The organism is Demequina flava (assembly GCF_000975035.1).
GTDB lineage: Bacteria > Actinomycetota > Actinomycetes > Actinomycetales > Demequinaceae > Demequina > Demequina flava.
Map to the genome: position 1 here is coordinate 827405 of NZ_BBRA01000001.1, position 24581 is coordinate 851985.

Here is a 24581-nt window from a genome sequence, read left to right on the forward strand (position 1 = left end):
CGGAAACTCCTGCCGGACGGGGGCGAATGGGCGGTGGGGACGGTACCGCAATTCCAGTCTACGAACCGGGGGTAGCCACCACCTAGGCCGTATGGCACAATCACTGACATGTCACACCAGCTCACCATGCGCGCATCGATGATGTGCCGTTGCTGCTGTGTCATGTGTCTGCAGGCCTAGTCGCCCGCGGATACGCAACGTAGCCCTGGGCGCTCGGCCTTACGAGCGCGAACCAGCAGCGCTCTGACGGCCTCGCTCCCACAGTGATTGTGAACGAACGAGTCGAGGAGATTCGGTGACTGACGCCGACACCACCACCCCGGGTGGTACCACCGCACTGACGGACGCTGAAGAGCGCCGCCGCCACCGCGAGGAGGCGCGCCTCATCCGCACCCGTGAGGCTGCCGCGCGCAAGAACACCGCGTCGAAGGACGGCCAGTGGGCAGCGGGCGACCGCACGCCGCTGAACCCCAACGAGGAGATGAAGGCTGCGAGCGACCCTCTCGAGGTTCGCCAGCGCATCGAGTCGATGTACTCCAAGTGGGGCTTCTGGTCGATCCCTCCCGGTGACCTGCGCGGCCGCTTCCGTTGGTGGGGCCTGTACACGCAGCGCCGTCCCGGGATCGATGGCGGCAAGACCGCCGTGCTCGAGCCGCACCAGCTCGACGACGAGTACTTCATGCTCCGCATCCGCTCGGACGGCGGTCAGCTGTCCGTGGCGCAGGCTCGCGAGATCGGCAAGATCTCCGCTGAGTTCGCCCGCGATACCGCGGACGTGTCCGACCGCCAGAACATCCAGCTGCACTGGATCCGCATCGAGGACGTGCCAGAGATTTTCCGCCGCGTCGAAGAAGTGGGCCTGCTGTGCACCGAGGCCTGCGGCGACGTGCCGCGCGTGCTGCTGGGCTCCCCCGTTGCGGGCGTGGCCAAGGACGAGCTGATCGACCCCACGCCGCAGATCCGCGAAATCATGGACAAGTACATCGGCAGCCCGGAGTTTTCCAACCTGCCGCGTAAGTTCAAGACCGCCTTCACCGGCCAGCCCGTGCCGGACATCCTGCACGAGGTCCAGGACATCGCGTTCTGCGCCGTCGAGCACCCCGAGCTCGGCGTTGGCTACGACCTGTGGGTGGGCGGCGGCCTGTCCGTGAGCCCGTTCCTGGGTAAGCGCCTGGGAGTCTTCGTCAAGCCAGACATCGCACACGACGTGTGGCGCGGTGTGGTCAGCATCTTCCGCGACCACGGCTACCGCCGCCTGCGCACCCGCGCTCGCCTTAAGTTCCTCGTCAAGGCTTGGGGAGCGGAGAAGTTCCTCCAGGTACTGCAAGACGACTACCTCGGCTACGAACTGCCGAAGGGCCCGGCCCCCAAGCTTGCTGAGCGTGGCGACCGCGGTGACCACGTTGGGATCCACGAGCAGGCCGACGGCAACTACTACGTAGGCGTTGCCCCCGTGGCCGGTCGCGTCTCCGGCGAGAAGATGAAGAAAATCGCCGACATCGCCGAGTCCGTCGGTTCCGACCGCGTGCGCCTGACGCCCCTGCAGAAGGTGCTCGTTCTCGACATCCCCAAGGATCGCGTGAGCGACGTCGTCAACGGCCTGCGTGCCCTCGAGCTCGACTCCGAGCCCGGCGAGTTCCACCGCAACGTAATCGCCTGCACCGGCATCGAGTACTGCAAGCTCGCGATCGTCGAGACCAAGGCCACGGCCCGTGAGGTCGTCAAGGTCCTGGACGACAAGTTCCCCACGCTGGACAACCCCATCACCGTGCACGTCAACGGCTGCCCTAACTCCTGCGCCCGTGTGCAGATCGCGGACATTGGTTTCAAGGGTCAGTTGGTGCTGGACGAGGAGTCCGGCGAGCAGGTGCCCGGCTTCCAGGTTCACCTGGGTGGCCGTCTGGGCCGCGGCGACGACAACGACTTTGGTCGCAAGATCCGCGGTCACAAGGTAACGGAGAAGGGCATGCCCGACTACGTCGAGCGCGTCACCGCGAACTACCTCGAGGACCGCACCAGCGAGACCGAGACGTTCGCCGAGTGGGCCTTCCGGGCTGAGGAGGAACTGATCAAGTGAGTGCGATCCTTCCCGCCGCGGCTTCGCTGACGCTCCTGAACCCTCAGGAGTGGAACGCTGAGTCGTGCGCAGAGGTCAATGCGCGACTTGAGAGCGCATCGGCCGCTCACATTGCGGATTGGGCCGTGGCCACGTTTGGTCGCAACCTGATCGTTGCCGCGTCAATGCAGGACACGATCCTGCCCCACATGTTCGGCACCCGCCTCGAGGACGTCGACGTGCTGTTCTTGGAGACCGGCTATCACTTTGACGAGACCATCGCCACGCGCGATGAGGCGGCGCGCCGCTTCCCGATCACGATCGTGAACGCCGAGCCCGAGCTCACGATCGACGAGCAGACCGAGAAGTACGGCAAGGACCTCTTCCGGACCGACCCCAACCTGTGCTGCCAGATCCGCAAAGTGGAACCACTCAAGCGTGAGCTCGCCAAGTACGACGCGTGGGTCACCGGAGTGCGCCGTGTCGACGCGATCACGCGTTCCGAGATGCCCGTCATTTCGTGGGACGCCAAGCACGGCCTGGTGAAGATCAACCCGCTGGCCCTGTGGGACGATCCCGCCGTCGAGAACTACCAGGCTGCCAACGACCTCCCCCGCAATCCTTTGGTCGCGGACGGTTACCCCAGCATCGGCTGTGCTCCTTGCACCCGTAAGGTCGCGCCCGGCGAGGACCCGCGCGCCGGCCGGTGGGCTGGACAGAACAAGACCGAGTGCGGCCTGCACAGTGAGTAATCGTGAAGCAGTGAGTGAAGAGGAATTCGTGACGACTGACACCCCAGCCCCCGCGCGCCTGAGCACCCTCGACTCGCTCGAGGCCGAGGGCATCCACATCATCCGTGAGGCCGTGGGCACCGCCCGCAAGCCCGTACTGCTGTTCTCCGGCGGCAAGGACTCCGTCGTGGTGCTGCACCTGGCGACCAAGGCGTTCTGGCCCGGCAAGGTGCCCTTCGAGCTCCTGCACGTGGACACCGGCCACAACTTCGACGAGGTCATCGAGTTCCGCGACCGCACCGTCGAGAAGCTGGGCCTGCGCCTGCAAGTTGCCAAGGTCCAGGACTACATCGACGATGGCCGCCTCCGCGAGCGCCCCGACGGGACCCGTAACCCACTCCAGACGGTGCCGCTGCTGGACGCCATCACCGAGCACAAGTACGACGTCGTCTTTGGCGGCGCGCGTCGTGACGAGGAGAAGGCCCGTGCCAAGGAACGCGTGGTGTCGCTGCGCGACGAGTTTGGCGCGTGGGACCCGCGCAATCAGCGCCCCGAGCTGTGGAACCTCTACAACCCTCGCCACCTGCCCGGCCAGCACGTCCGCGTGTTCCCGCTGAGCAACTGGACCGAGCTGGACGTGTGGCGCTACATCGAGGCCGAGGGCATCGAGCTGCCACCTCTGTATTACGCGCACGAGCGCGAGGTCTTCCAGCGCGACGGGATGTGGCTCACTCCCCACGACAGCGTCCGCGTGCGCGACACCGACGTGATCGAGAAGCGCACGGTTCGCTACCGCACGGTCGGCGACGCCTCGTGCACCGGTGCGGTCGAGTCCCCCGCCGTCAGCATTCAGGACGTGATCGCCGAGGTCGCCTCCACCCGCATCACCGAACGAGGCGCAACCCGCGCCGATGACCGCATGTCCGAGGCGGCCATGGAGGATCGCAAGAAGGAGGGCTACTTCTAATGAGTGCCGCACCCCAGACCACGGACGCCCTCGATTCAGCGGGCGTGCCTGACACGACCCGCACCTCGCTGCTGCGTTTCGCCACCGCCGGTTCCGTCGACGACGGCAAGTCCACCCTCGTGGGCCGCCTGCTTCACGACACCAAGTCGATCCTCGCCGATGCCTACGAGGCCGTCGAGCGCGTGTCCAAGGAGCGCGGCTCCGAGGAAGTCGACCTGGCGCTGCTGACCGACGGCCTGCGCGCCGAGCGCGAGCAGGGCATCACGATCGACGTCGCATACCGCTACTTCTCGACCCCGCGCCGCACCTTCATCCTCGCGGACTGCCCCGGGCACGTGCAGTACACCCGGAACACGGTGACCGGAGCGTCGACGGCCGATGCTTTGGTCGTGTTGATCGACGCCCGTTACGGCGTCGTAGAGCAGACCAAGCGCCACCTCGCGGTGGCGGCACTGCTACGGGTTCCGCACGTGATCATCGCGGTTAACAAGATCGACCTGCTCGACTACGCGTCCGGGCCCTTCCGCTCGATCTCGCAGCACGTGCAGACGCACGCCGAGTCGCTGGGCCTGCCCAACGTCATCTGCGTTCCCGTCTCCGCACTCAACGGCGACAACGTTGCCGAGCGCTCCGACAACACCCCCTGGTACGAGGGCCCCACGGTGCTCGAGATCCTGGAGACTGTCCCCTCGATCGACCAGGGCGCGGACGCCTTTGCGGCGGCTCACCGTCACGGGGTGACGCACCCCGGGAGGGCCGATGCTGCGGCTGAGGAGATCGGTTGGCGCCTGCCCGTACAGCTTGTGTTGCGTCCCCAGGATGCGGCCGTGTCCGAGGAGTACCGCGAGTACCGCGGCTACGCCGGTCAGGTCGCCGAGGGCACGATTCGTGTGGGCGATGAGGTCGTGGTGCAGCCCTCGGGCAAGCGCACCACGGTTGCCGGGATCGACACGGCCACCGGGCCGCTCGACGAGGCACACACGGGCCAGTCCGTTGCGGTGCGCTTGGCTGATGAAGTCGACATTGCGCGTGGAGACCTGCTGTCCTCTGCGTCCGACGCCACCGAGTCCACCAAGACGTTCCACGCCCACGTGGCCTGGCTCACCGACCGTCCGTTGCGCGTGCGCGACCGGGTGCTCGTGCAGCACGGCTCCGCGGTGGTGCAGGCCATGGTGACGACGATCGACGGCATCCTCGACATCTCGCTCCCGGGCGGAACGCTGGACTCCTCGATCGCGAAGGGCCACGAGCTGCAGCTCAATGACATCGGCGTGGTGTCGCTTCAGCTGGCTCAGCCGCTGGCCGTCGAGGACTACGGCAACCACCGCCGCACGGGCGCCTTCTGCCTGCTGGACCCCCAGGATGGCAACACCCTGGCGGCAGGCACGGCCCGCGCGCAGGTGCCTGGCACCGCGGATGAGTCGTATATCTCGATCTAGATGAGCGCATCCGTATCCCTCACCGACGTCGCCCAGGCGTTCCCTGGGCGCGAGCGTGCCCGCTTGGCGCTGGACGGCATCACCCTGGACATTGAGCCCGGGCAGTTCGTGTGTGTCGTGGGACCGTCAGGATGCGGAAAGTCGACCCTGTTGGACCTCGTTGCCGGGCACACCCGCCCGGCGCGCGGTGCGGTATCCGTCGATGGCGCCGCGGTGAAGGGACCCGGGCTGGACCGCGTGATGGTCTTCCAGGACCACGCGCTGTTTCCCTGGATGTCCGTCGCGGACAACGTCGCATTTGGCCTCAAGAACGCCGGCATCCCCGAGGCCGAGCGTGAAGCACGCGTCGCGAAGTGGCTGGGCAAGGTCGGTCTGACCGATGCCGCCTCACTCCACCCGCACCAGCTCTCTGGCGGCATGCGTCAGCGCGCGGCGTTGGCCCGCGCCTTCGCCATGAAGCCGCAAGTGCTCCTGATGGACGAGCCGTTCTCCGCACTCGACGCACCCTCGCGCGACCGCCTGCACGTCGAGCTCCAGGAACTGTGGGCGGACACGGAAACCACCATCATCTTCGTAACCCACAACGTCCGTGAGGCGATTGCGCTCGGTGACCGCGTCATCGTCCTGTCCTCGGGCCCCGGCCGCATCATCGGTGACGTTCCCGTTGCCCTGAACCGGCCCCGTGTCGTCGAGTCGGAGCGCGTCGTTGCGCTCGCGCACAAGGTCCGCGGACTGCTCGACGAGGCCGACCAACTCGGCATCACCACCCCACGCGAGGGTGGTGACTCGTATGTCTCGATCTGATGTGGAGCTGACGACCGAGCAGAGCGTTCAGGCGAGGTCGCAGGCCCCCTGGTGGAAAGCATCGGCCCCCATTCTCATCACCGGCCTGGTACTGGTGGTTGTGTGGGCGGTGCTGTCACTGTTCGTCGACACGTTGCCCGGCCCGGGTGACACGGCGGCGGAGCTTGCCCGGATGGCCTCCGACGGTGAGCTGTTCTCGATCTTTGGGCGCATCACCCTGTTCATGGGCGTGTGCTTCGTGATCGCGGCCGTCGGCGGCGTGGCTCTGGGGCTGTTGCTCGGTTCCAAGCGCTGGTTGGACCGCGGACTGTCGCCGTACTTGGCAGCGCTGCAGGGAATGCCGACGTCGATGTGGATCCCGGTCGCGGCTGTCGTTCTCGGCACCTCGCCCTGGTCGCTCGCTGCGGTGGTGTCGATCGGCGCGATGCCGGCCATCATGCTCGGCACTCGCTCCGCTGTCGCCAATGTGCCGCCGCTGCTGATCCGTGCGGGGCGTACCTATGGCGCCGACGGCGGGACGTTGCTGCGTCACGTCGTCCTGCCAGCGGCTCTTCCGGGCATCATGACCGGTTTGGAGTTGGGCTGGTCGATCGCGTTCCGCTGCCTCGTCGCAGGTGAGATCTTCTCCGGCGCGCTGTCCGGCACCGGGATTGGCGACGTGATTGACCGTTCACGCGAGACGGGCGACCTCACCGAGATGATGGCGACCATCATGATCGTGCTGGCCTTCACACTGATCGTGGACCGCCTGGTGTTCGCCAAGGTGCAGCACCGCCTGCGCGTCTCGCGTGGCCTGGTGGACACAGGGCTGCCGCACTAACCGCGTTGCCGATCCAAGCATCGGCCCGTCATCGCAGTTGATTCCGCCTCGGTAGGCAATCAGTGTCACTGGAATCGCTGCATGTGGCCCTCAGTGCCCACCGGCACGTTCGCGCGGGCTGGCGGGAATTCTGTCAGACCCTCGTCGTACGCTGTCTTCATGATCCACGTTGAACCCGCAACCGCCTCCCGCTGGGATGACGTGCGCACCATGCTCGGGCCCAAGAGCGTCGACACACCTTCCTGCTGGTGCCTATCGATGCGGATCAGTTCGGGCGACCCGCGCGTCAAAGGCCAACCGGCTAGTGCGCGTGCGGATGTCGCGCGCGAGCTCTGTTCCGCTGAAGTGCCGCCCGGAGTTCTCGCATACGACGGCGACAAAGTTGTGGGCTGGTGTTCCGTGTCTCCTCGTTCGTCGTATCACCGGCTGGTGAAGTCTCGTGTGATTCCCCACGTCGACGATCAGCCGGTGTGGTCCGTGGTGTGCTTTGTCGTCCGCGCGGGTCATCGACGGCAAGGCGTGGCGGGATCGTTGCTGGATGGCGCGGTGGAGTTCGCTCGCACTCACGGTGCCACCATCATCGAGGGATACCCCTCCGACACCGGTGGCGCCCGCATGAACACGACGTCCGCCTACGTGGGGACTCGTACGCTGTTCGAACGGCACGGGTTTGAGTTTGCCAGTGACACTAAGTCCGCGGCCGGGGGGCATCCGCGCGTCATCATGCGCCGGGAAGTGTGAGCGCACCCGCGTCCCAGTAGTGCAGGACGCCGGTGCGTGGCACGGAAATCGGGCTCAGGTCCTCCCGGCGCGTGAGTGCGGTGAACCCGCCACCTGACTGCCGACTGGCCCCTCAATGCCCCGGCGACCACGGCATCGGCCCTTCGCTATCCAATTGGGTGACAGACTCGTCCCGTGAACGCACCTCTCTCCCGCTCGGGCCTGATGTTTGGCGCCGGTGCCTACCTCATGTGGGGACTGTTTCCCCTACTCATGGCAGCCCTCAAGCCTGCCGGTGCAGTGGAGATCACCGCGCACCGTGCGGTGTGGTCGCTGGTGGTGTGCCTGATTGCGGTGGCAATTGTGCGCGGGTGGAAGCGACTGCGGACCGTTCTCACCTCCAGACGAACCGTCCTGATCCTCGCCGCAGCTGCTCTCGTGGTGTCGATCAACTGGCTGGCGTACGTATATGCGGTCGTGACCGATCACGTGAACTCGGCGTCGCTAGGCTATTACATCAACCCGCTGTTCACGGTTGCGTTGGGCGTCATCTTCTTGGGGGAGCGTCTCACCCGCGCCCAGATAGTCGCCATCAGCATCGCGGCCGGCGCCGTGATCGTCATTGGTGTTGGCATGGGCGAAGTGCCGTGGCTGTCCCTGATCATGGCCGTGTCCTTTGGGCTCTACGGGCTTCTCAAGAAGCAGGTGGGCGGCAAGGTCGATGCCCTTACTGGCCTCACCGTCGAGACGATGGTGCTCGCTCCCCTAGGGCTCATCGCCATCGTCTTTCTGGAGCGCGCGGGCCAGACCACCTTTGGGCACCGCGGCGCGGACGGGCTTGGACTGTCGCACGATCTGCTGATGATGTCGACGGGACTGTTCACCGCGGGGGCGCTGTTGCTATTTGCCGCTGGCGCGCGCCGGCTGCCCCTCTTCGTGACCGGGCTGCTGCAGTACATCGCCCCCACCATGATGTTCATCCTGGCCGTGTGGCACTTTGGCGAGCCGATGCCGGTCTCGCGCTGGATCGGGTTCGTGCTCGTGTGGATCGCGTTGGTGATTCTCACGGTCGACGGGTGGCGGCGTAGGCCACGAAAGGCCGAGGCTCGGGTGGAGCCAGCCGAGCCCGTGTGACCGCGCCAGCCTTCGCAGCCGCGGTTGACTGGTCAGCCGTTCAGGCCCGCGTCTTCAGGTATGCCTTTCTCGCCGTGGATGCCCGTGAAGAATCTGCGGTCAGGTGGGTCAGGTTTGTCGTCCCGTTCGGGGCTGCGTGGACCCGGTGCGGCTCACCGCAGATTCTTGACGATGTGCGGCGGCGAGGACTGACCTGGTGGACGTAGCGGACGTGACGGGCACGTGCTCGAGATCCGCCACACCGGTGCTGAACAGGCGCGGGACATCACCGCAGAGTTACGGCCAGGAGGCCGCGGGCGCCGAAACCCCGCCGAGTATGTACGGCCAGGGGAAAGAGCACGGCGCGTGGTTAGGCGGCTCGGGCTACCAGGGCGTCCGCGAAGGAATTGAGCGCGTCCTTGACGGCACCATCGGGCAGCGGCGCGACCGACTCGGAAGCGCGAACCGCCCATTCACGCGCCTTGGCGCTGGTCTCGTCAACCACCGAATGCACGGCGAGGCGGCCCACAACATCTGCGAGCGCCTCATCGGACGTAAGGTCACCGTCGATGTCAGCGAGGAGCTTCTCATCGTCGGCTGTGCCGCGACCGGCGGCGATGCGCTCACGCAAAAGCAGAACTGGCATTGTCGGCACGCCCTCACGGAGGTCGGTGCCGGGAGTCTTGCCGGTCTCTTCGGCGCTGGAGCGTACGTCGATCACATCGTCGGCCAATTGGAAGGCAACGCCCGCCAGCTCGCCATAGCGGGTGACCCGCTCGACGGTCATGGGGTCGCAGCCCGCGAACAGCGCGCCAAATCGAGCCGAGGTGGCGATGAGCGACCCGGTCTTGTCGGCGAGCACCTGAATGTAGTGCTCGACGGGGTCGTCGCCCTCTTGCGGACCCACGGTCTCGTGGAGCTGACCCAGGCACAGGCGCTCGAAGGTCTGCGCCTGAATGCGCACGGCCTCCGGACCCAGCCCAGCCACCACGCGCGAGGCGCGGGCGAACAGCAGGTCGCCCGTAAGGATCGCGACCGAGTTGCCCCACACTTCATGAGCCGCGGGAGCACCGCGCCGCGTGGGCGCGGAGTCCATGACGTCGTCGTGATAGAGCGTCGCGAGGTGGGTCAGTTCGACCACCACGGACGCCTCGACGATCTCCGGGCGCGCGCCGTCTCCCAGCTGCGCAGTGAGCAGCGTCAGCATGGGACGCAGTCGCTTGCCCCCAGCGTTGACGAGGTGCTTCGACGTGGAATCGGCAAGCGAGTCCGCCTGCCCCACCGCGTCGCGGAGGCGCTCCTCGACGATCTCCAGACGCGGGGTCAGGATCTCGTCGAGCTCAGTGCTGCCCAGAGGAAGTGACATCAGATCAGCCCGCGCTCACCAGAAGGTGTGCGGCGCTTTCGAAGATGTTCAGTACGCCCGAGGGCAGGATTCCCAGGATGACAATTGCTGCCGCGGTGATACCGATCACGACGCGCGTGAGGGTCTCGGTCTCGACTGCAATCGCCTCGTCGGCGCCCTCGGGGGCATCCGTGAAGAACATCAGCACAATGAGGCGAACGTAGAAGAACGCGGCCACCATCGAAGCGATCACAGCAACGAGCACGAGCGGCCATGCGCCGCCAGCGATCGCAGCGGAGAAGACCTCGAACTTACCGATGAATCCTGCGGTCAGCGGGATTCCAGCGAAGGACAGCAGGAACAGTGCCATCGCTCCGGCGAGGAACGGTGAGCGCTTGCCCAGCCCGGCCCATTGGCCCAGGCGCACGGCCTCGGCACCGATTCCGCCATCCTCGGCACGTTCGCGCACCTGCGTGATGATCGCGAAGGCACCGATGGTCGCAAGACCGTAGGTGAGGAGGTAGAACGGCAAGGCGACGAGCGCTTCCGGCGTGAGGCCGGCGAACGCCACCAGGATGAATCCGGCGTGAGCCACAGCCGAGTAAGCGAGCATGCGCTTGATATCGGTCTGCACCAGTGCTGCGAGCGTTCCGATGATCATCGACGTGATGGCCACGGCCCAGAACATCCATGACAGTTCCCACTCGAGCGGGTAGAACGCCAGGTACATGACCCGCACCAGCGCGGCCGTCGCGGCCGCCTTGGTGGCGGCACCCATGAACGCGGTAACCGGGGTGGGGGCACCCTGGTAAACGTCCGGGACCCACGAGTGGAACGGCGCGGCTCCGATCTTGAACATCAGACCAGCGACCACCATCACCGCACCCGCGAGGAGCATGCCGTCGCGGTTGGGGATGAAGTCGATCGCGATGCCAATGGACTCGAGGTCGATCTGCGTGGTCGCACCGTAAACGAGTGCGGCACCGAACAGGTAGATCGCGGAGGAGAACGCGCCCAGCAGGAAGTACTTCAGCGCGGCTTCCTGCGACAGCAGGCGGCGTCGGCGTGCCAGCGCCACCATGATGTACAGCGGCAGCGAGAACAGCTCCAGCGCCACGAACAGGAAGATCAGATCCGTGATGCAGGTGAAGAGCATCATGCCGCCCACTGCGAACAGCAGCAGCGGGAAGACCTCGGTCACCTTGAGGCCCGCACGGCGTGCAAGGCGCTCCTTGGTGGAGCCCGGAGGTACGGAGCCCAGGGGCGTGAAGGCATCCTCACCATCGGAGGTGCGGGCCGCGAACAGCAGCGCGCCCAGGATTCCGAAGACGAGCAGCATTGCCTGCCACGCGAGCGACTGAGCATCGACCGTGATCTTGCCGGTCATCACGACATCGCCAGCGGAGCCGTCAAGGCCAACCCACTGCACGATCACGAAGCCGAGCGCGACCAGCAAAGCGCCGATCGTCACCGTGAGCTGCACCGTGCGACGCGTGGCCGGCGACTTGATGAACGCCTCGATCAGGATGGCCACCGCGGCGGTGCCCAGGACGATCAGGATGGGCGTCAGTGGAGCCCAAGCGATCTCGGGGGTCACGAAGTTCACGCGTTCGCCTCCTCTAGCTGAACGTGGGCCACGGCGTCAGCCGATGGTGCACTCACGTAGTCGATGGCCAGACCGGGCACGAAGCCCAGCACCAGCATCGCGATGATCAGCGGCCACACAGCCAGCTTCTCTCGCAGGCTCAGGTCCTTGGTGCCGGCGAGCGAGGGAACCTCGGGGCCGGTGAAGACCTTCTTGTAAGTCAGCAGGATGTACAGCGCTGCCAGAACCACGGAGATCGCGGACACGATGACCGCAACCTTCGCGACCGGGTAGGCGCCGATGAACACCATGATCTCCGACACGAACGGCGACAGACCAGGCAGGGCTGCGGCCGACATACCGACAATCAGGAAGCTGCCAGCGAAGATCGGCACCACACGCTGCAGGCCGCCGTACGTGGACAGTTCCGCGGAGCCGGTGCGCTTGATGAGGAAGCCCACCAGGAAGAACAGTGCGGCCGTCGACAGTCCGTGGTTGAACATGTACAGCGCCGCGCCTTCCATGGCGGTGGGCTGGAACACGAAGATACCGAGGATCATCACACCGAAGTGGCTCACCGAGGTGAACGCCACCAGGCGCAGCATATTCTTCTGGCCGATTGCCAGCAGGGCGCCGTAGATGACCGAGATCACCGCGAACACGATGATGACCGGCGCCGCCCACTGGGAGGCGTTCGGGAACATCACCAGGCACAGCGTGATCATGCCGAAGGTACCGATCTTGTCCAGCACGGCCACGAGGAGCGCGGTGGTGCTGGGCGGTGCCTCTTCTGCCACGGTGGGCAGCCACGTGTGCAGCGGAACCATGGGCGCCTTGATCGCGAACGCGATGAAGAAGCCAAGGAACAGCAGTCGCTCCGTGGTGGCGGACATCTCGATGCCGGTGAGGTTGTCGATCAGGAAGGCCTGCTCGCCACCGGGGCCCACGAAGTACAGCGCGACGACGGCGACCAGCATGATGAGGCCACCGACGAGCGAGTACAGCAGGAACTTCACCGCGGCGTAGCGTCGCTGAGCGCCACCGAATCCACCGATGAGGAAGTACAGGGGCACGAGCATGGCCTCGAAGAGGACGTAGAACAAGAAGACGTCGCGCGCGGCGAAGATGCCGACCATGAACGCCTGGCTCAGGAGCACCAGCGCCATGTAGTTGCGGATGCGCGTCGCGTCAGTCTCGTCGCGCCATCCGGACATCATTGCCAGCGGCACCAGAATCGCGGCGAGGCCGACCATCAGCAGGCCGATGCCGCTGACGCCCAAAGCCCAGCTTGCGCCAATCTGCGGAATCCACGAATACGTCTCGGAGAACTGGATGGCACCAGCATCGGCCTTGTCGAACTGCAGCGCCATGACGGCGAACAGTGCGAACTCGATGACGGTGACGCCCAGTGCGATCTGGCGCGCCTTGGAGCGGGCCGATGCGGGCAACGCCCACAGCGCGGCCGCGCCCACTGCGGGCAGCGCGATCAGGACAGTCAGGTAAGGAAACACGGTTTAGAGACCCCCGACCACGATGATGAGAGCAATGACGATCACGCCGACCAGCATGGTCGCGGCGTAAGAGCGCGCTTGTCCCGTTTGCAGCTTGCGTGACGCTTCACCCAAGCGAGCCCAGCCGCGAGCCTGCTTGTTGACGGCGCCGTCCACGATGGTGGCATCGGCGTAGACCAGGGTCCGGGTGAGGTGCTGTCCGGGACGCTGGAAGACCGCACGGTTGACCGAGTCCTGGAAGAAGTCGTTGCGCGCTGTGATGGTGCCGAGCGATCCAGCGGGAGCTTCGACGGGCACGTCCGCGCGGCCGTAACGCATCCAGGCGAGCACGGTGCCAACAGCGACCAGTGCGAGCGTCAGACCAATGATGACCGGAATCGAGATCACCGGATCGTGGTGCTCTGCGTGGCCGGTGACGGGCTCAAGGAAGTGCGTGAACTTGTCACCGGTTGCGAGGAACAGACCCAGGAAGGCGGACCCGACAGCCAGGATCATCATGGGCACGGTCATGAGGGCCGACGACTCGTGCGGATGCATGTCGTCCTCCCAACGCGCCTTGCCGTGGAATGTCATGAAGAACAGTCGCGACATGTAGAACGCGGTCATACCCGCACCCACGAGGGCCGCGCCACCGAGGACCCAGGGCTGCCAGCCCTCGCCGACGAAGGCGGCCTCGATGATCTTGTCCTTGGACCAGTAGCCAGAGAACGGCGGGACACCCAGGATGGCGAGCCAGCCAAGTCCGAACGTCACCCACGTGATGACCATGACGCCGCGCAGTGCACCGAAGCGGCGCATGTTGACGGTGTCGTTCATGGCGTGCATGACGGATCCGGCACCCAGGAACATGCCGGCCTTGAAGAAGCCGTGCGTGACCAGGTGGAAGATCGCGAAGGCGTAACCGATGGGTCCCAGACCCGCGGCGAGCATCATGTAACCGATCTGCGACATCGTCGAGGCGGCCAGCGCCTTCTTGATGTCGTCCTTGGCCATACCGATGAACGCACCCAGCAGCAGGGTGATGGCACCGACAACGGCGACCACGAGCTGAGCGTCAGGGGCACCGTTGTAGATGGGGGCGGAGCGCACAATCAGGTACACACCCGCCGTCACCATTGTCGCGGCGTGGATCAGCGCGGAGACCGGCGTGGGGCCAGCCATGGCGTCACCGAGCCAGGACTGCAGCGGGAACTGCGCAGACTTTCCGCAGGCGGCAAGCAACAGAGCCAGGCCGATGCCGGTAAGGGTTGCGGTCGAGGCTTCCGGTGCCTGCGCGAAGACCGTGGCGAAGTCGAGCGAACCGAACGCGGCGAAGATCATTCCCATCGCGATGATGAGGCCGATGTCACCGATGCGGTTGACGACGAACGCCTTGTTCGCGGCAGTGGCGTACTCGTCCTTGAAGTTCCAGAAGCCAATGAGCAGGTACGAAGCAAGACCCACGCCCTCCCAGCCAAAGAACAGCAGGAGGTAGGAGTCAGCCAGCACCAGCAGCAACATGGCCGCGATGAACAGGTTGAGGTAGGCAAAGAAGCGACGGCGTGCGACGTCGTGCTCCATGTATGCCACCGAGTACAGGTGGATAAGTGTGCCCACGAAGGTGATGAGCATCACGAATGTGATGGACAGCGGGTCCAGCAGGAGGCCGGCGCTCACACTCAGGTCGGAACCGGGGATGAACTCCCACAAGGTCACGGTGGTGGCGCGGTTGGCGGCGTCTTGTCCCAGCATCTCGAGGAGCGCTCCGGCTCCCACGAGGAATGCCGCGGACGAGGCGACCACTCCTACCCAGTGACCCCACGCATCGGCCCTCTTGCCAGCAAGCAGCAGGAACGCTGCGCTTGCCAGCGGAATGGCGATGGCGAGCCAGATCAGTGACTGCATCCCTTACCCCTTCAGCTCGGCGGGCTCGTCGAGCGAGATGGTCTGACGTGCGCGGAACAGGGCGATGATGATCGCCAGACCCACCACGACCTCGGCCGCCGCAACGACGAGCACGAAGAAGGCCATGATCTGTCCGTCGAGTTCGGCATACATGTGCGCGAAGGCGACGAGCGCAAGATTGGCGGCGTTCAGCATCAGCTCAACGCCCATGAAAGCCACAATCGCGTTGCGTCGCAGCAGCACTGCGGCCGCGCCAATCGCAAACAGGATCGCGGCGAGGTACACGAAGCTCATCGCGGTCACTTGGGCTCCTCCCCTTCACGGGTGTTGCGCGTATCGGAATCGCGCGACGGGGCACCGTGGGGACGGGCCTCATGGTCGGGGTTGTCGGTGTCCTCAAGCTGGGCGCGGAACTCCGCGCCGTCCTGCGTCTGGTGACGCACCTCGAGGACACGGGAGACCGAGTCCTCGATGGGGTTGCCCTCGGGGTCAAGTGCCGGAACGTCAAGCGCGTTGTGGCGGGCGTAGACACCGGGCATCGGCTTGTTGACCGGGTCGGCACCGGCGGCCACGCGAGCGGCCTGGAGCTCGACCTGCGTGCGACGCGGCGTGAGGCGCGGCACGTGGGTCAGGACGAGCGCGCCGACGGCGGCGGTGATGAGCAGGAAGCCCAGCACCTCCATCACGAGGACGTACTCGCTGAACAGCACCATCGCGATCTCTTCGGGGTTACCCACAACGTCGCCCGTGCGGGGCTCAATCGTGGCGTCACCGATGACGGCGATCAGCAGAATCGCCAAACCGCCGGCGGCGGCGAACGCGATCCACTTCTGACCCTTGATGGTTTCGCGCAGGTCCTCAGCGTTGTCCACGCCTACGAGCATCAGCACGAATAGGAACATCATCATGACCGCGCCGGTGTAGACGACGATTTGCACCATTCCAAGGAATGGCGCGCCCATGCCGACGTAAGCGGCGGCAAGGCCCACCATCACAAGCACGATCGACATCGCGATGTGCACAGGGCGCTTGGCGAAGATCAGCGCGAGCGACGGGATGACCGTGAGGAGTGCCACGGTCCAAAACAGCACCTCGTTAACCACGGGCGGTTTCCGCCTTTCGGTTCTCCGGCAGGGTGGGCTCCTCGGGACGGTTCTCGCGAACCCATGCCACCTGCTCGTCCACTACCTGGGTGACGTCACCCTTGTAGTAGTCGTCGTCCGTGGTGCCGGGCACCATGGGGTGGGGTGCGTCGAGCTGACCCTCGGACAGGGGCGCGAGCAGATCCTGCTTCTCGTAGATGAGTCCTTCACGGGTGGGGCCCGCGAGTTCGAAGTCGTTGGTCATCGTGAGTGCACGCGTGGGGCACGCCTCGATGCACAGACCACAGAAGATGCAGCGCAAATAGTTGATCTGGTAGACGCGGCCGTAGCGCTCACCTGGCGAGTACTGCGCGTCCGGGGTGTTCGAGTCGGCCTCGACGTAGATCGCGTCCGCGGGGCACGCCCACGCACACAGTTCGCAGCCAATGCACTTCTCTAGCCCGTCCTCGTAGCGGTTGAGCTGGTGACGGCCGTGGTAGCGCGGCATCGCGGTGTCGCGCTTTTCCGGGTACTGCTCGGTCACGGTCGGCTTGAAGAAGTTGCGGATGGTCACGCCGAATCCGGCGACCGGCGCAAACACCTTGCCGACCGGTCCAGGCTCGGGGAAGTTCGACACGAACTTCTGGTTTTCACCGTCGCGTTCGCGGTTGACCTTCCAGACGTCGTCAGAGTCAGTCATCGTCGCCTCCTTCGGTGGCGGCTCGGCTGGCGCTCGCCTCAACGGTGCGACCCGATCGAGGTGAGGGGGGCAGGGTCTGGTGCGGCAGTGGCGGAACCGGGTAGCCGCCAGCGAAGGCGTCGAGCACCTCTGGCTCCGGTTCTGTCTCTTCCGGCTTCTTAGATTCCTTGGCATCCTTGATGAAGCTGATCACGGAGATCGTCAGCAGGATGCCGACAAGTCCGGCCACCGCGTCGTACACGGCGAGGTCGCGGCCCCATGAGTCGAAGATCTGGCGACCCACGGAGAAGAACACGAGCCAGCCCAGACCCACGGGGATCAGGACCTTCCAGCCGAACTTCATGAACTGGTCGTAGCGGAATCGCAAGAGCGAACCGCGGACCCACACAAAGAAGAACATGAGTGCCCAGATCTTCAGGATCAGCCATACGGGGCCAAGCCAGGCGGAGTTGAGGAACTCCCCTCCGACCCAATCCATTGGCCACGGCGCATGCCAACCTCCCAAGAACAGGGTGGCTGCCACAGCGGACACGTTGATCATGTTCATGTACTCGGCGAGGAAGAACCAGGCGAACTTCATCGAGGAGTATTCGGTCATGAAGCCGGCGACCAGCTCGCCCTCTGCCTCGGGGAGGTCGAAAGGCAGACGGTTGGTCTCGCCGACCATGGAAATCACGTAGATGATGAATGCCGGGAACAACGGCCAGATCCACCAGCGGTCATCCTGCGCGGCGACGATGCCCGATGTGGACATCGTTCCCGACAGGAGGAACACGGTGACGAGCGACAGGCCCATGGCCAGCTCGTAGGAAATCACCTGTGCGGTGGAGCGGACGGCACCCATCAGCGGGTACGTCGAGCCCGAGGCCCAACCACCCAGGACGATGCCGTACACACCCAGCGCGGCACACGCGAGGACGTAGAGCACGGCGACCGGGAAGTCTGTGAGCATCATCGGCGTGGACTCGTCGGTGAAGGGGATGTCCACCACGGGGCCGAACGGAATCACGGCGAAGATCAAGAACGCGCAGAACACGGAGATCATGGGGGCTGCGATGTACAGCACCTTGTCTGCCGCGCGCACGGTGATGTCTTCCTTGAACAGCAGCTTCATCGCATCGGACACCGACTGCAGGAGGCCGAACGGACCCAAACGGTTGGGGCCGGGGCGCAACTGCAGGCGACCGATGACGCGGCGCTCAAACCACACCGCGAACAGCACGCTCGTCAGCAGGAAGATCAGCAGGAATACGGCCTTGGCGATCGGCACCCACAACGGGTCATCCGCCAGGGCCTCGGTCGTCACGGCGACCGGGTCCACTGCTGTCAGCAGGTTGGTGAACATCAGATGCCTCCCTTGACGGTGACGCGCGCACCCGGCTCAACGCCGAGTTCTTGCGCGACCCATGAGCCGGGCGACTTCGCCGGCACCCACACCACGCCATCGATCATGTCAGTGATCGCGACGGGAAGTTCGAGCGATCCGAACTCCGTCGACACCGTGACCAAGCCATCCTGGATGCCCACGGCATCGGCCGTCTTGCGAGACAAGCGCGCGACCGAGGTGCGGCCCGTTCCTGCAAGGTAGGGCTCGCCATCCTGGAGGGCGCCCTCGTCGACCAGCTGGTGCCAGGCGGCGAGGATGAGCTCAGCGCCGGGCTTGGCGTCCACCTTGGGGGCGTCCACCTTGGGAGCGGCGGGGCGCTCCTTGGCGGCCGCGGCACCGAGCGAACCGAGCTGCTGCGAAACCTCAGCGACCGTGCCGGTGCCGAGGTGCACTCCGAGCTCGCGAGCCAGAATGTCGAGCACGCGGTGGTCGCTCATGGCGTCGGTCTTCAGCGCCGTGGCAAAACCGCGCAGGCGGCCTTCCCAGTTCACGAAGGTGCCGGACTTCTCCGACGGCGGTGCGACGGGGAGGACAACGTCGGCGGCCTCAGCAGCCTCCGATCGGCGAACCTCAAGCGACAGGACGAACGGCGTGCGCTCGATTGCGGCCTGCAGGTCACCAGTGAGGTCCGATGGGGTGACGCCACCCACGATGAGCGCGTCCACCTTGCCGGCCTCGGCATCGGCGATGATCTGCGCAGCTCCGCGACCAGCGGCCTCGGGAAGCGAGTCAACGCCCCAAGCCTGAGCAACGGCGGTACGGGCCGATGCTTCGGTCACCGCACGGGCACCCGGCAGCAAGCCTGGGAGGGCTCCCGCTTCGAGCGCGCCACGCTCACCGGCGCGACGGGGAATCCACGCCAGCTTTGCGCCGGTGCGCTTGGCCAGCGCGAGCGCCTGCGTGAACGCTCCGGGCGATCCGGCCAGGCGCTCACCTACGACGATGATGGCGCCGTCTTCCTTGAGGGCCTCGGCGGCGTCCGTCGAGCCCTTGACGGCGGCGAGCGCCTTGCCCTCGCCGCCGGGGGCGGTGGGAAGGAGCGTCGCGTTGAGTTTTTCGGCGCCGCGGGTCAGGAACGGCGCGATCGAGAAGACCTGCTGCTTGCCTGTCGACTTGTGCAGGCGGAGGAAGACGATGCCGCCCTCATCCTCGGGCTCAAAGCCGGCCAGCAGCACGGCGGGAGCCTTTTCAAGGTCGGCGAAGGTGACGCCCATGCCTTTTGCGGCCACCGACGAGCCGAGGAAGTCCTGCTCCTCGTCGGACGCGGTGCGGGTGCGGATGTCGACGTCGTTGGTGCCGAGGACCGTGCGGGCGAACTTTTGGTACGCGTAGGCGTCCTCAAGTGTGACGCGGCCACCGGGAAGCACTGCGGCGCCCTGAGCCTCGTCGCCGGTAATGGCAGCACGCAGACCCTTGGCTGCAGCGGCGAGCGCGTCGGGCCACGAGGACTCGTGCAGTTCGCCGTCTTCGCCACGCACGAGCGGGCGGGTGATGCGGTCGTTCAGGTTCTGCCACGAGAAGGCGAAACGGTCCTTGTCGGTGATCCACTCTTCGTTCACGACGGGGTCGTTGTCCGCGAGGCGGCGCAGGATCTTGCCGCGGCGGTGGTCCGTGCGGATCGCGGCGCCCGAGGAGTCGTGCTCCGAGATTCCGGGGCTCGAGACCAGGTCGAACGGACGCGAACGGAAGCGGTACGAGGCGCTGGTGAGCGCGCCGACCGGGCAGATCTGGATGGTGTTGCCCGAGTAGTACGAGGAGAAAGCACGGCCGGACTCGTCCTCAGCGGCAACGCCGATGGGCTCGTAGCCGTCGAACTCCAGGACGTCCTCGTTGAAGGTACCGATCTGCTGCATCGCACCGCGGTTCTGAAGATCGATGAACGCGTCTCCCGCAATCTCCTTCGAGAAGCGGGTGCAGCGCTGGCACAGGATGCAGCGCTCGCGGTCCAGCAGAATCTGCGAGCTGAGCGACAGCGGCTTCTCGAATACGCGCTTCACGTCGATGAAGCGGCTCTCGGTACGGCCGTTGCTCATGGCCTGGTTCTGCAAGGGGCATTCGCCACCCTTGTCACACACCGGGCAGTCGAGCGGGTGGTTGATGAGCAGGAGCTCCATCACACCCTCTTGTGCCTTCGCAGCCGTGTCCGAGGAGTGCTGGGTGTTGACGATCATGCCGTCCATCACCGTCATGGTGCACGAGGCCTGCGGCTTGGGGAACGGACGAACGTTGCCCTCGCGGTCTGGAGCAGCAACATCCACCAGGCACTGGCGGCATGCGCCGGCGGGCTTCAGCAACGGGTGGTCGCAAAAGCGCGGGATGTCGATACCGACCTGCTCAGCGGCACGGATGATGAGGGTGCCCTTGGGCACGGTCACCTCGGCGCCGTCGATCGTCAGCGAGACGGTCTCGACGGCCTGCGTGGTGGCCTTGTCCGCGGTCGAGGTCATGCGTGAGCCTCCTCGGTGGCCTTCGCGGGGGCGTCGTAGTCAAACAACGCCGCGGCGGAGTGGTCGAACGGGCAGGCGCCCTCAGCGATGTGCTGCTCGAACTCCTCCCGGAAGTACTGGATGGAACTGGAGATACAGCTAGTCGCACCGTCGCCGAGTGCGCAGAACGCGCGGCCCAGGATGGACTCGCAGGTGTCCAGCAGCTGCTGGATGTCTGCCTCGGTGCCCTGGCCGCCCTCAACTCGCTTGAGGATCTGAGTGAGCCAGAAGGTGCCCTCGCGGCACGGGGTGCACTTTCCGCAGGACTCGTGCTTGTAGAACTCGGTCCAGCGGGTCACGACGCGCACCACACAGGTGGTCTCGTCGAAGATCTGGAGGGCGCGGGTTCCGAGCATGGAGCCGGCGGCGCCCACGGACTCGTAGTCCAGCGGGGTGTCCAGGTGCTCATCGGTGAAGATGGGCGTGGACGATCCGCCGGGAGTCCAGAACTTGAGCTGGTGGCCAGCACGAATGCCGCCTGCCATGTCGATCAGTTCGCGCAGGGTGATGCCCAGCGGGGCCTCGTACTGGCCGGGGCGCTCGACGTGGCCGGACAGGGAGAACAGGCCCATGCCCTTGGAGCGCTCGGTACCCATCGAGGTGAACCAGTCAACGCCGCGGTCGATGATCGCGGGCACGGAGGCCACGGACTCGACGTTGTTGACGACCGTGGGACGGGCGTAGAGACCTGCGACGGCAGGGAACGGGGGCTTGAGGCGCGGCTGACCGCGGCGGCCCTCGAGGGAATCCAGTAGCGCGGTCTCTTCACCACAGATGTAGGCACCAGCGCCGGCGTGGACGGTGACGTCCAAGTCGAACCCAGAACCGTGAATGTTCTTGCCGAGGTGGCCGGCGGCATACGCCTCGCGCACAGCCTGCAGCAGGCGGCGGTACACGTGAGTGACCTCGCCGCGCACGTAGATGAAGGCGTGGTTGCAGCCAATGGCGAAGGACGTGATGGCCACGCCCTCGACCAGGACCTGCGGGGCCGACAGCATGGTCGGGATGTCCTTGCAGGTGCCGGGCTCGGACTCATCGGCGTTGACGACGAGGTAGCGGGGGCCGCCGTCGTCCGGGGGCAGGAAGCCCCACTTCATGCCGGTGGGGAAGCCCGCACCGCCACGACCGCGCAGACCGGAGTCCTTCACGGCCTGGATGATGTCAGCCTTGTCCATGCCGAGCGCCTTCTTGAGCGCACGGTAGCCGCCGTGGTCTTCATAGGTCGACAACTTCCAGGACTCCTGAGCGTCCCAAGTCGCCGACAGGACGGGGGTGAGGTCGGTCATCGCTGCTCCTCCCAACCCTGCTCGCGAGCAATCTTGAGGCCCACCAGCGTGGGGTCGCCCACGCCCTGGTCCTCGTCAACCTTGCCGTCCTCGAAGCCGGCGAGCACGCGCTCGGTCTCCTTGAACGTGGACACCTTGTTCGAGCCACGGGTGGGCTTCACGTCGCGTCCCTCGAGGATGTCGTCCACGACGCGCAACGCGCGGTCGGGCGTCATGTTGTCGAAGAACTCCCAGTTGACCATCATCACGGGTGCGTAGTCGCAGGCAGCGTTGCACTCGATGCGCTCAAGCGAAATCTTGCCGTCCGCCGTGGTCTCGTCGTGGCCCACGCCGCACTCGTCGGACAGCTGGCGCCAGATCTCGTCGCCGCCCATCGTCGCGCACAGCGCCGTGGTGCACACGCCCACCTGGTACTCACCGTTGGGACGGCGCTTGTACTGGGTGTAGAACGTCGCAACAGCGGAGACCTCGGCACTGGTGAGGCTGACGGCCTCAGCACAGAAGCCGATGCCGTCGGGGCTCACGTAGCCGTCTACCGACTGCACGAGGTGCAGCAGCGGCAGCAACGCCGAGCGCTTGACCGGGTAGCGGTCCAGGATCTCGTCGGCGTCCTTGCGCAGCTGCGCGAGGGTGTCTGCGTCGTAGGTCATCGGTCAACGCCTCCCAGGACCATGTCGATCGACGCGATGGCGACCACGACGTCGGCGACCTGGCCGCCCTCAGTCATGATCGACAGCGCCTGCAGGTTGTTGAAGCCTGGGTCGCGGAAGTGCGCGCGCCACGGCTTGGCTCCGCCGTCGGACACGAGGTGCACGCCGAGCAGACCCTTGGGACCCTCAATGGCTTGGTACACCTGGCCAGCAGGGACATCGAAGCCCTCGGTCACCAGCTTGAAGTGATGAATCAGCGCTTCCATCGACTCGCCCATGATGTGACGGATGTGCTCGGGCGAGTTGCCCTGGCCGTCGCCACCGATGGACAGCTGTGCAGGCCACGCGATCTTCTTGTCGGCGACCATGACGGGGCCGTCTCCAAGCTTTTCGAGGCGGTCGGTGCACTGCTCGACGATCTTGAGCGACTCGTAGCACTCCTCCATGCGCAGGACCATGCGGGCCCACGCGTCGGAGTCTGTCGAGGTAGGAACCTGGAAGTCGTACGTCTCGTAGCCGCAGTAGGGCTCGGACTTACGCAGGTCGTATGGCAGACCAGTCGCACGCAGAATGGGCCCGGTGATTCCGAGCGCCATCGCGGCAGGCAGGTCCACCTTCGCGACGTTCTTAAGGCGTCCCTTGAGGATCGGGTTTTCCATCTGGAGCTCGACGAGCTCGTCCAGACGCAGCTTCACCTCGGGGATCATCGCGCGCAGTGCGTCAATGCCGCCCTCGGGCAGGCCCTGGGCCACGCCGCCGGGACGGATGTAAGCGTTGTTGGTGCGCAGACCCGTGATCATCTCGATGACCTTGAAGGTCTCTTCGCGACCAATGAAGCCGGTCGTCATGATCGTGGTCGCGCCCAGCTCGTTACCGCCGGTGCCGATGGCGACCAGGTGCGAGCCAATGCGGGTCAGTTCCGCCATGAGCACGCGCAGGATCGAGGCGCGCTCAGGGATGTCGTCCGTGATGCCCAGCAGGCGCTCAATGCCGAGGCAGTATGCGAGCTCCTGGGTCATGGAGGCGACGTAGTCCATACGGGTGCAGAACGTCACGCCCTGGGTCCACGTGCGGTACTCCATGTTCTTTTCGATACCGGTGTGGAGATAGCCGATGCCGGCACGGGCTTCCGTGACGGTCTCGCCTTCGATTTCCAGCATCACGCGCAGCACGCCGTGCGTGGACGGGTGCTGCGGACCCATGTTCATCACGATGCGCTGCTGGCCCAGACGGATGGCCTCTTCGACCGTTTCCGACCAGTCAGCTCCGTAGACGTTGTACTCGGGGACGTCGGCGTCTTCGGGAATCGCGCCCGTGGCCTGTGCGGTGGGGTTGTTCATCGGTACTGCCTCCGCTCGCCGGGCGAAGGTACTTCTGCGCCCTTGTATTCGATCGGGATGCCGCCCAGCGGGTAGTCCTTACGCTGCGGGTGGCCTACCCAGTCGTCGGGCATCTCAATGCGTGCCAGCGACGGGTGTCCGTCAAAGATGATTCCGAAGAAGTCCCAGGTCTCGCGCTCGTGCCAGTTGTTCATCGGATAGATCGCGCACAGCGACGGGATGTGGGGATCGTTCTCATCGATCGCGACCTCAACGCGCAGGCGACGGTTGTGCGTAATCGACTGCAACGGGTACACGGCGTGAAGCTCGCGTCCCTTGTCTGCCGGGTAGTGCACACCGGAGACGCCCAGGCACATTTCGAAACGCAGGTCCTGGTCGTCGCGCAGGTGCTGAGCAACCTCCGCGAGGTGCTTGGCGGCGATGTAGAGCGTGAGCTCGTCGCGGTCAACCACGACGGACTCGATCGCTTCGTCGGCCTTGTCACCGAGCAACTCGGTCAGGACGTCGACGACGCCATCGAACCATTCGCCGTAGGGACGCTCAGACGCGCCGGGCATCTGGACGGGCTTGACCAGTCCGTCAAAACCGGAGGTGTCGCCCTTGGCGCCAAAGAGTCCTTCGCGGACGTTGATGAGTGTGAGTGGTTCACGCCCCTCCGCCTCGACCGGCTGGATC

21 protein-coding genes are annotated in these 24581 nt (G+C 65.6%); 8 read left to right on the forward strand and 13 right to left on the reverse strand.

Going from position 1 to position 24581, the window contains the following annotated elements; translation table 11 throughout:
- Window positions 1–295 precede the first annotated feature (295 nt).
- The 8 genes from AOP74_RS03920 to rarD all read left to right on the forward strand — a co-directional run bounded on the left by AOP74_RS03920 (window position 296) and on the right by rarD (window position 8671).
- Window positions 296–2077: a nitrite/sulfite reductase gene (locus AOP74_RS03920; protein WP_304524069.1), complete on the forward strand. Its 1782-nt coding sequence runs from the start codon at window positions 296–298 to the stop codon at window positions 2075–2077.
- Window positions 2074–2808, forward strand: coding sequence for a phosphoadenylyl-sulfate reductase (locus tag AOP74_RS03925; protein ID WP_236683709.1), 735 nt, complete (start codon window positions 2074–2076; stop codon window positions 2806–2808). The genes AOP74_RS03920 and AOP74_RS03925 overlap by 4 nt, the downstream gene beginning before the upstream one ends.
- 28 nt (window positions 2809–2836) lie before the next feature.
- Window positions 2837–3754, forward strand: a complete 918-nt coding sequence (gene cysD, locus AOP74_RS03930) for a sulfate adenylyltransferase subunit CysD (protein ID WP_236683710.1) — start codon at window positions 2837–2839, stop codon at window positions 3752–3754.
- Window positions 3754–5193 (forward strand): sulfate adenylyltransferase subunit 1, encoded by a 1440-nt coding sequence (locus AOP74_RS03935; RefSeq protein ID WP_061961016.1) that lies wholly within the window; start codon window positions 3754–3756, stop codon window positions 5191–5193. Before cysD ends, AOP74_RS03935 begins: the two co-directional genes overlap by 1 nt.
- Window positions 5194–5997, forward strand: a complete 804-nt coding sequence (locus AOP74_RS03940) for an ABC transporter ATP-binding protein (RefSeq protein ID WP_061961017.1) — start codon at window positions 5194–5196, stop codon at window positions 5995–5997.
- Window positions 5984–6817, forward strand: a complete 834-nt coding sequence (locus tag AOP74_RS03945; protein ID WP_082095980.1) for an ABC transporter permease — start codon at window positions 5984–5986, stop codon at window positions 6815–6817. Before AOP74_RS03940 ends, AOP74_RS03945 begins: the two co-directional genes overlap by 14 nt.
- A 159-nt stretch (window positions 6818–6976) precedes the next feature.
- Entirely contained in the window at window positions 6977–7558 is a 582-nt protein-coding gene (locus AOP74_RS03950) for a GNAT family N-acetyltransferase (RefSeq protein ID WP_061961893.1), read from the forward strand.
- A gap of 174 nt (window positions 7559–7732) precedes the next feature.
- Window positions 7733–8671 (forward strand): EamA family transporter RarD, encoded by a 939-nt coding sequence (gene rarD, locus AOP74_RS03955; protein WP_236683711.1) that lies wholly within the window; start codon window positions 7733–7735, stop codon window positions 8669–8671.
- A gap of 349 nt (window positions 8672–9020) precedes the next feature.
- On the opposite strand, the gene AOP74_RS03960 is transcribed toward rarD, so the two are convergent.
- The 13 genes from AOP74_RS03960 to AOP74_RS04020 are packed head-to-tail and all read right to left on the reverse strand — an operon-like array spanning window position 9021 to window position 24580.
- Window positions 9021–10016, reverse strand: a complete 996-nt coding sequence (locus AOP74_RS03960) for a polyprenyl synthetase family protein (protein ID WP_061961020.1) — start codon at window positions 10014–10016, stop codon at window positions 9021–9023.
- 4 nt (window positions 10017–10020) lie between these two features.
- Window positions 10021–11601, reverse strand: coding sequence for an NADH-quinone oxidoreductase subunit NuoN (gene nuoN / locus AOP74_RS03965; RefSeq protein ID WP_061961021.1), 1581 nt, complete (start codon window positions 11599–11601; stop codon window positions 10021–10023).
- Window positions 11598–13091 (reverse strand): NADH-quinone oxidoreductase subunit M, encoded by a 1494-nt coding sequence (locus AOP74_RS03970; protein ID WP_061961022.1) that lies wholly within the window; start codon window positions 13089–13091, stop codon window positions 11598–11600. Before AOP74_RS03970 ends, nuoN begins: the two co-directional genes overlap by 4 nt.
- A gap of 3 nt (window positions 13092–13094) precedes the next feature.
- Window positions 13095–14975: an NADH-quinone oxidoreductase subunit L gene (gene nuoL / locus AOP74_RS03975; RefSeq protein ID WP_061961023.1), complete on the reverse strand. Its 1881-nt coding sequence runs from the start codon at window positions 14973–14975 to the stop codon at window positions 13095–13097.
- A gap of 3 nt (window positions 14976–14978) precedes the next feature.
- Window positions 14979–15278 (reverse strand): NADH-quinone oxidoreductase subunit NuoK, encoded by a 300-nt coding sequence (gene nuoK, locus AOP74_RS03980; RefSeq protein WP_061961024.1) that lies wholly within the window; start codon window positions 15276–15278, stop codon window positions 14979–14981.
- Entirely contained in the window at window positions 15275–16078 is an 804-nt protein-coding gene (locus AOP74_RS03985) for an NADH-quinone oxidoreductase subunit J (protein ID WP_061961025.1), read from the reverse strand. The genes nuoK and AOP74_RS03985 overlap by 4 nt, the downstream gene beginning before the upstream one ends.
- Complete coding sequence (gene nuoI, locus AOP74_RS03990; RefSeq protein WP_061961026.1) at window positions 16071–16757, reverse strand: NADH-quinone oxidoreductase subunit NuoI; 687 nt, start codon at window positions 16755–16757, stop codon at window positions 16071–16073. The genes AOP74_RS03985 and nuoI overlap by 8 nt, the downstream gene beginning before the upstream one ends.
- Window positions 16750–18102, reverse strand: a complete 1353-nt coding sequence (gene nuoH / locus AOP74_RS03995) for an NADH-quinone oxidoreductase subunit NuoH (RefSeq protein ID WP_061961027.1) — start codon at window positions 18100–18102, stop codon at window positions 16750–16752. Before nuoH ends, nuoI begins: the two co-directional genes overlap by 8 nt.
- Window positions 18102–20591 (reverse strand): NADH-quinone oxidoreductase subunit G, encoded by a 2490-nt coding sequence (locus tag AOP74_RS04000; RefSeq protein ID WP_061961028.1) that lies wholly within the window; start codon window positions 20589–20591, stop codon window positions 18102–18104. Before AOP74_RS04000 ends, nuoH begins: the two co-directional genes overlap by 1 nt.
- Window positions 20588–21916: an NADH-quinone oxidoreductase subunit NuoF gene (nuoF, locus tag AOP74_RS04005; protein ID WP_061961029.1), complete on the reverse strand. Its 1329-nt coding sequence runs from the start codon at window positions 21914–21916 to the stop codon at window positions 20588–20590. The genes AOP74_RS04000 and nuoF overlap by 4 nt, the downstream gene beginning before the upstream one ends.
- Window positions 21913–22566, reverse strand: coding sequence for an NADH-quinone oxidoreductase subunit NuoE (gene nuoE, locus AOP74_RS04010; protein ID WP_061961030.1), 654 nt, complete (start codon window positions 22564–22566; stop codon window positions 21913–21915). Before nuoE ends, nuoF begins: the two co-directional genes overlap by 4 nt.
- The gene (locus tag AOP74_RS04015) at window positions 22563–23906 is read right to left on the reverse strand and encodes an NADH-quinone oxidoreductase subunit D (protein ID WP_061961031.1); all 1344 of its coding nucleotides are present in this window, start codon (window positions 23904–23906) and stop codon (window positions 22563–22565) included. The genes nuoE and AOP74_RS04015 overlap by 4 nt, the downstream gene beginning before the upstream one ends.
- Window positions 23903–24580, reverse strand: a complete 678-nt coding sequence (locus AOP74_RS04020) for an NADH-quinone oxidoreductase subunit C (RefSeq protein ID WP_061961894.1) — start codon at window positions 24578–24580, stop codon at window positions 23903–23905. Before AOP74_RS04020 ends, AOP74_RS04015 begins: the two co-directional genes overlap by 4 nt.
- Window position 24581 lies beyond the last annotated feature (1 nt).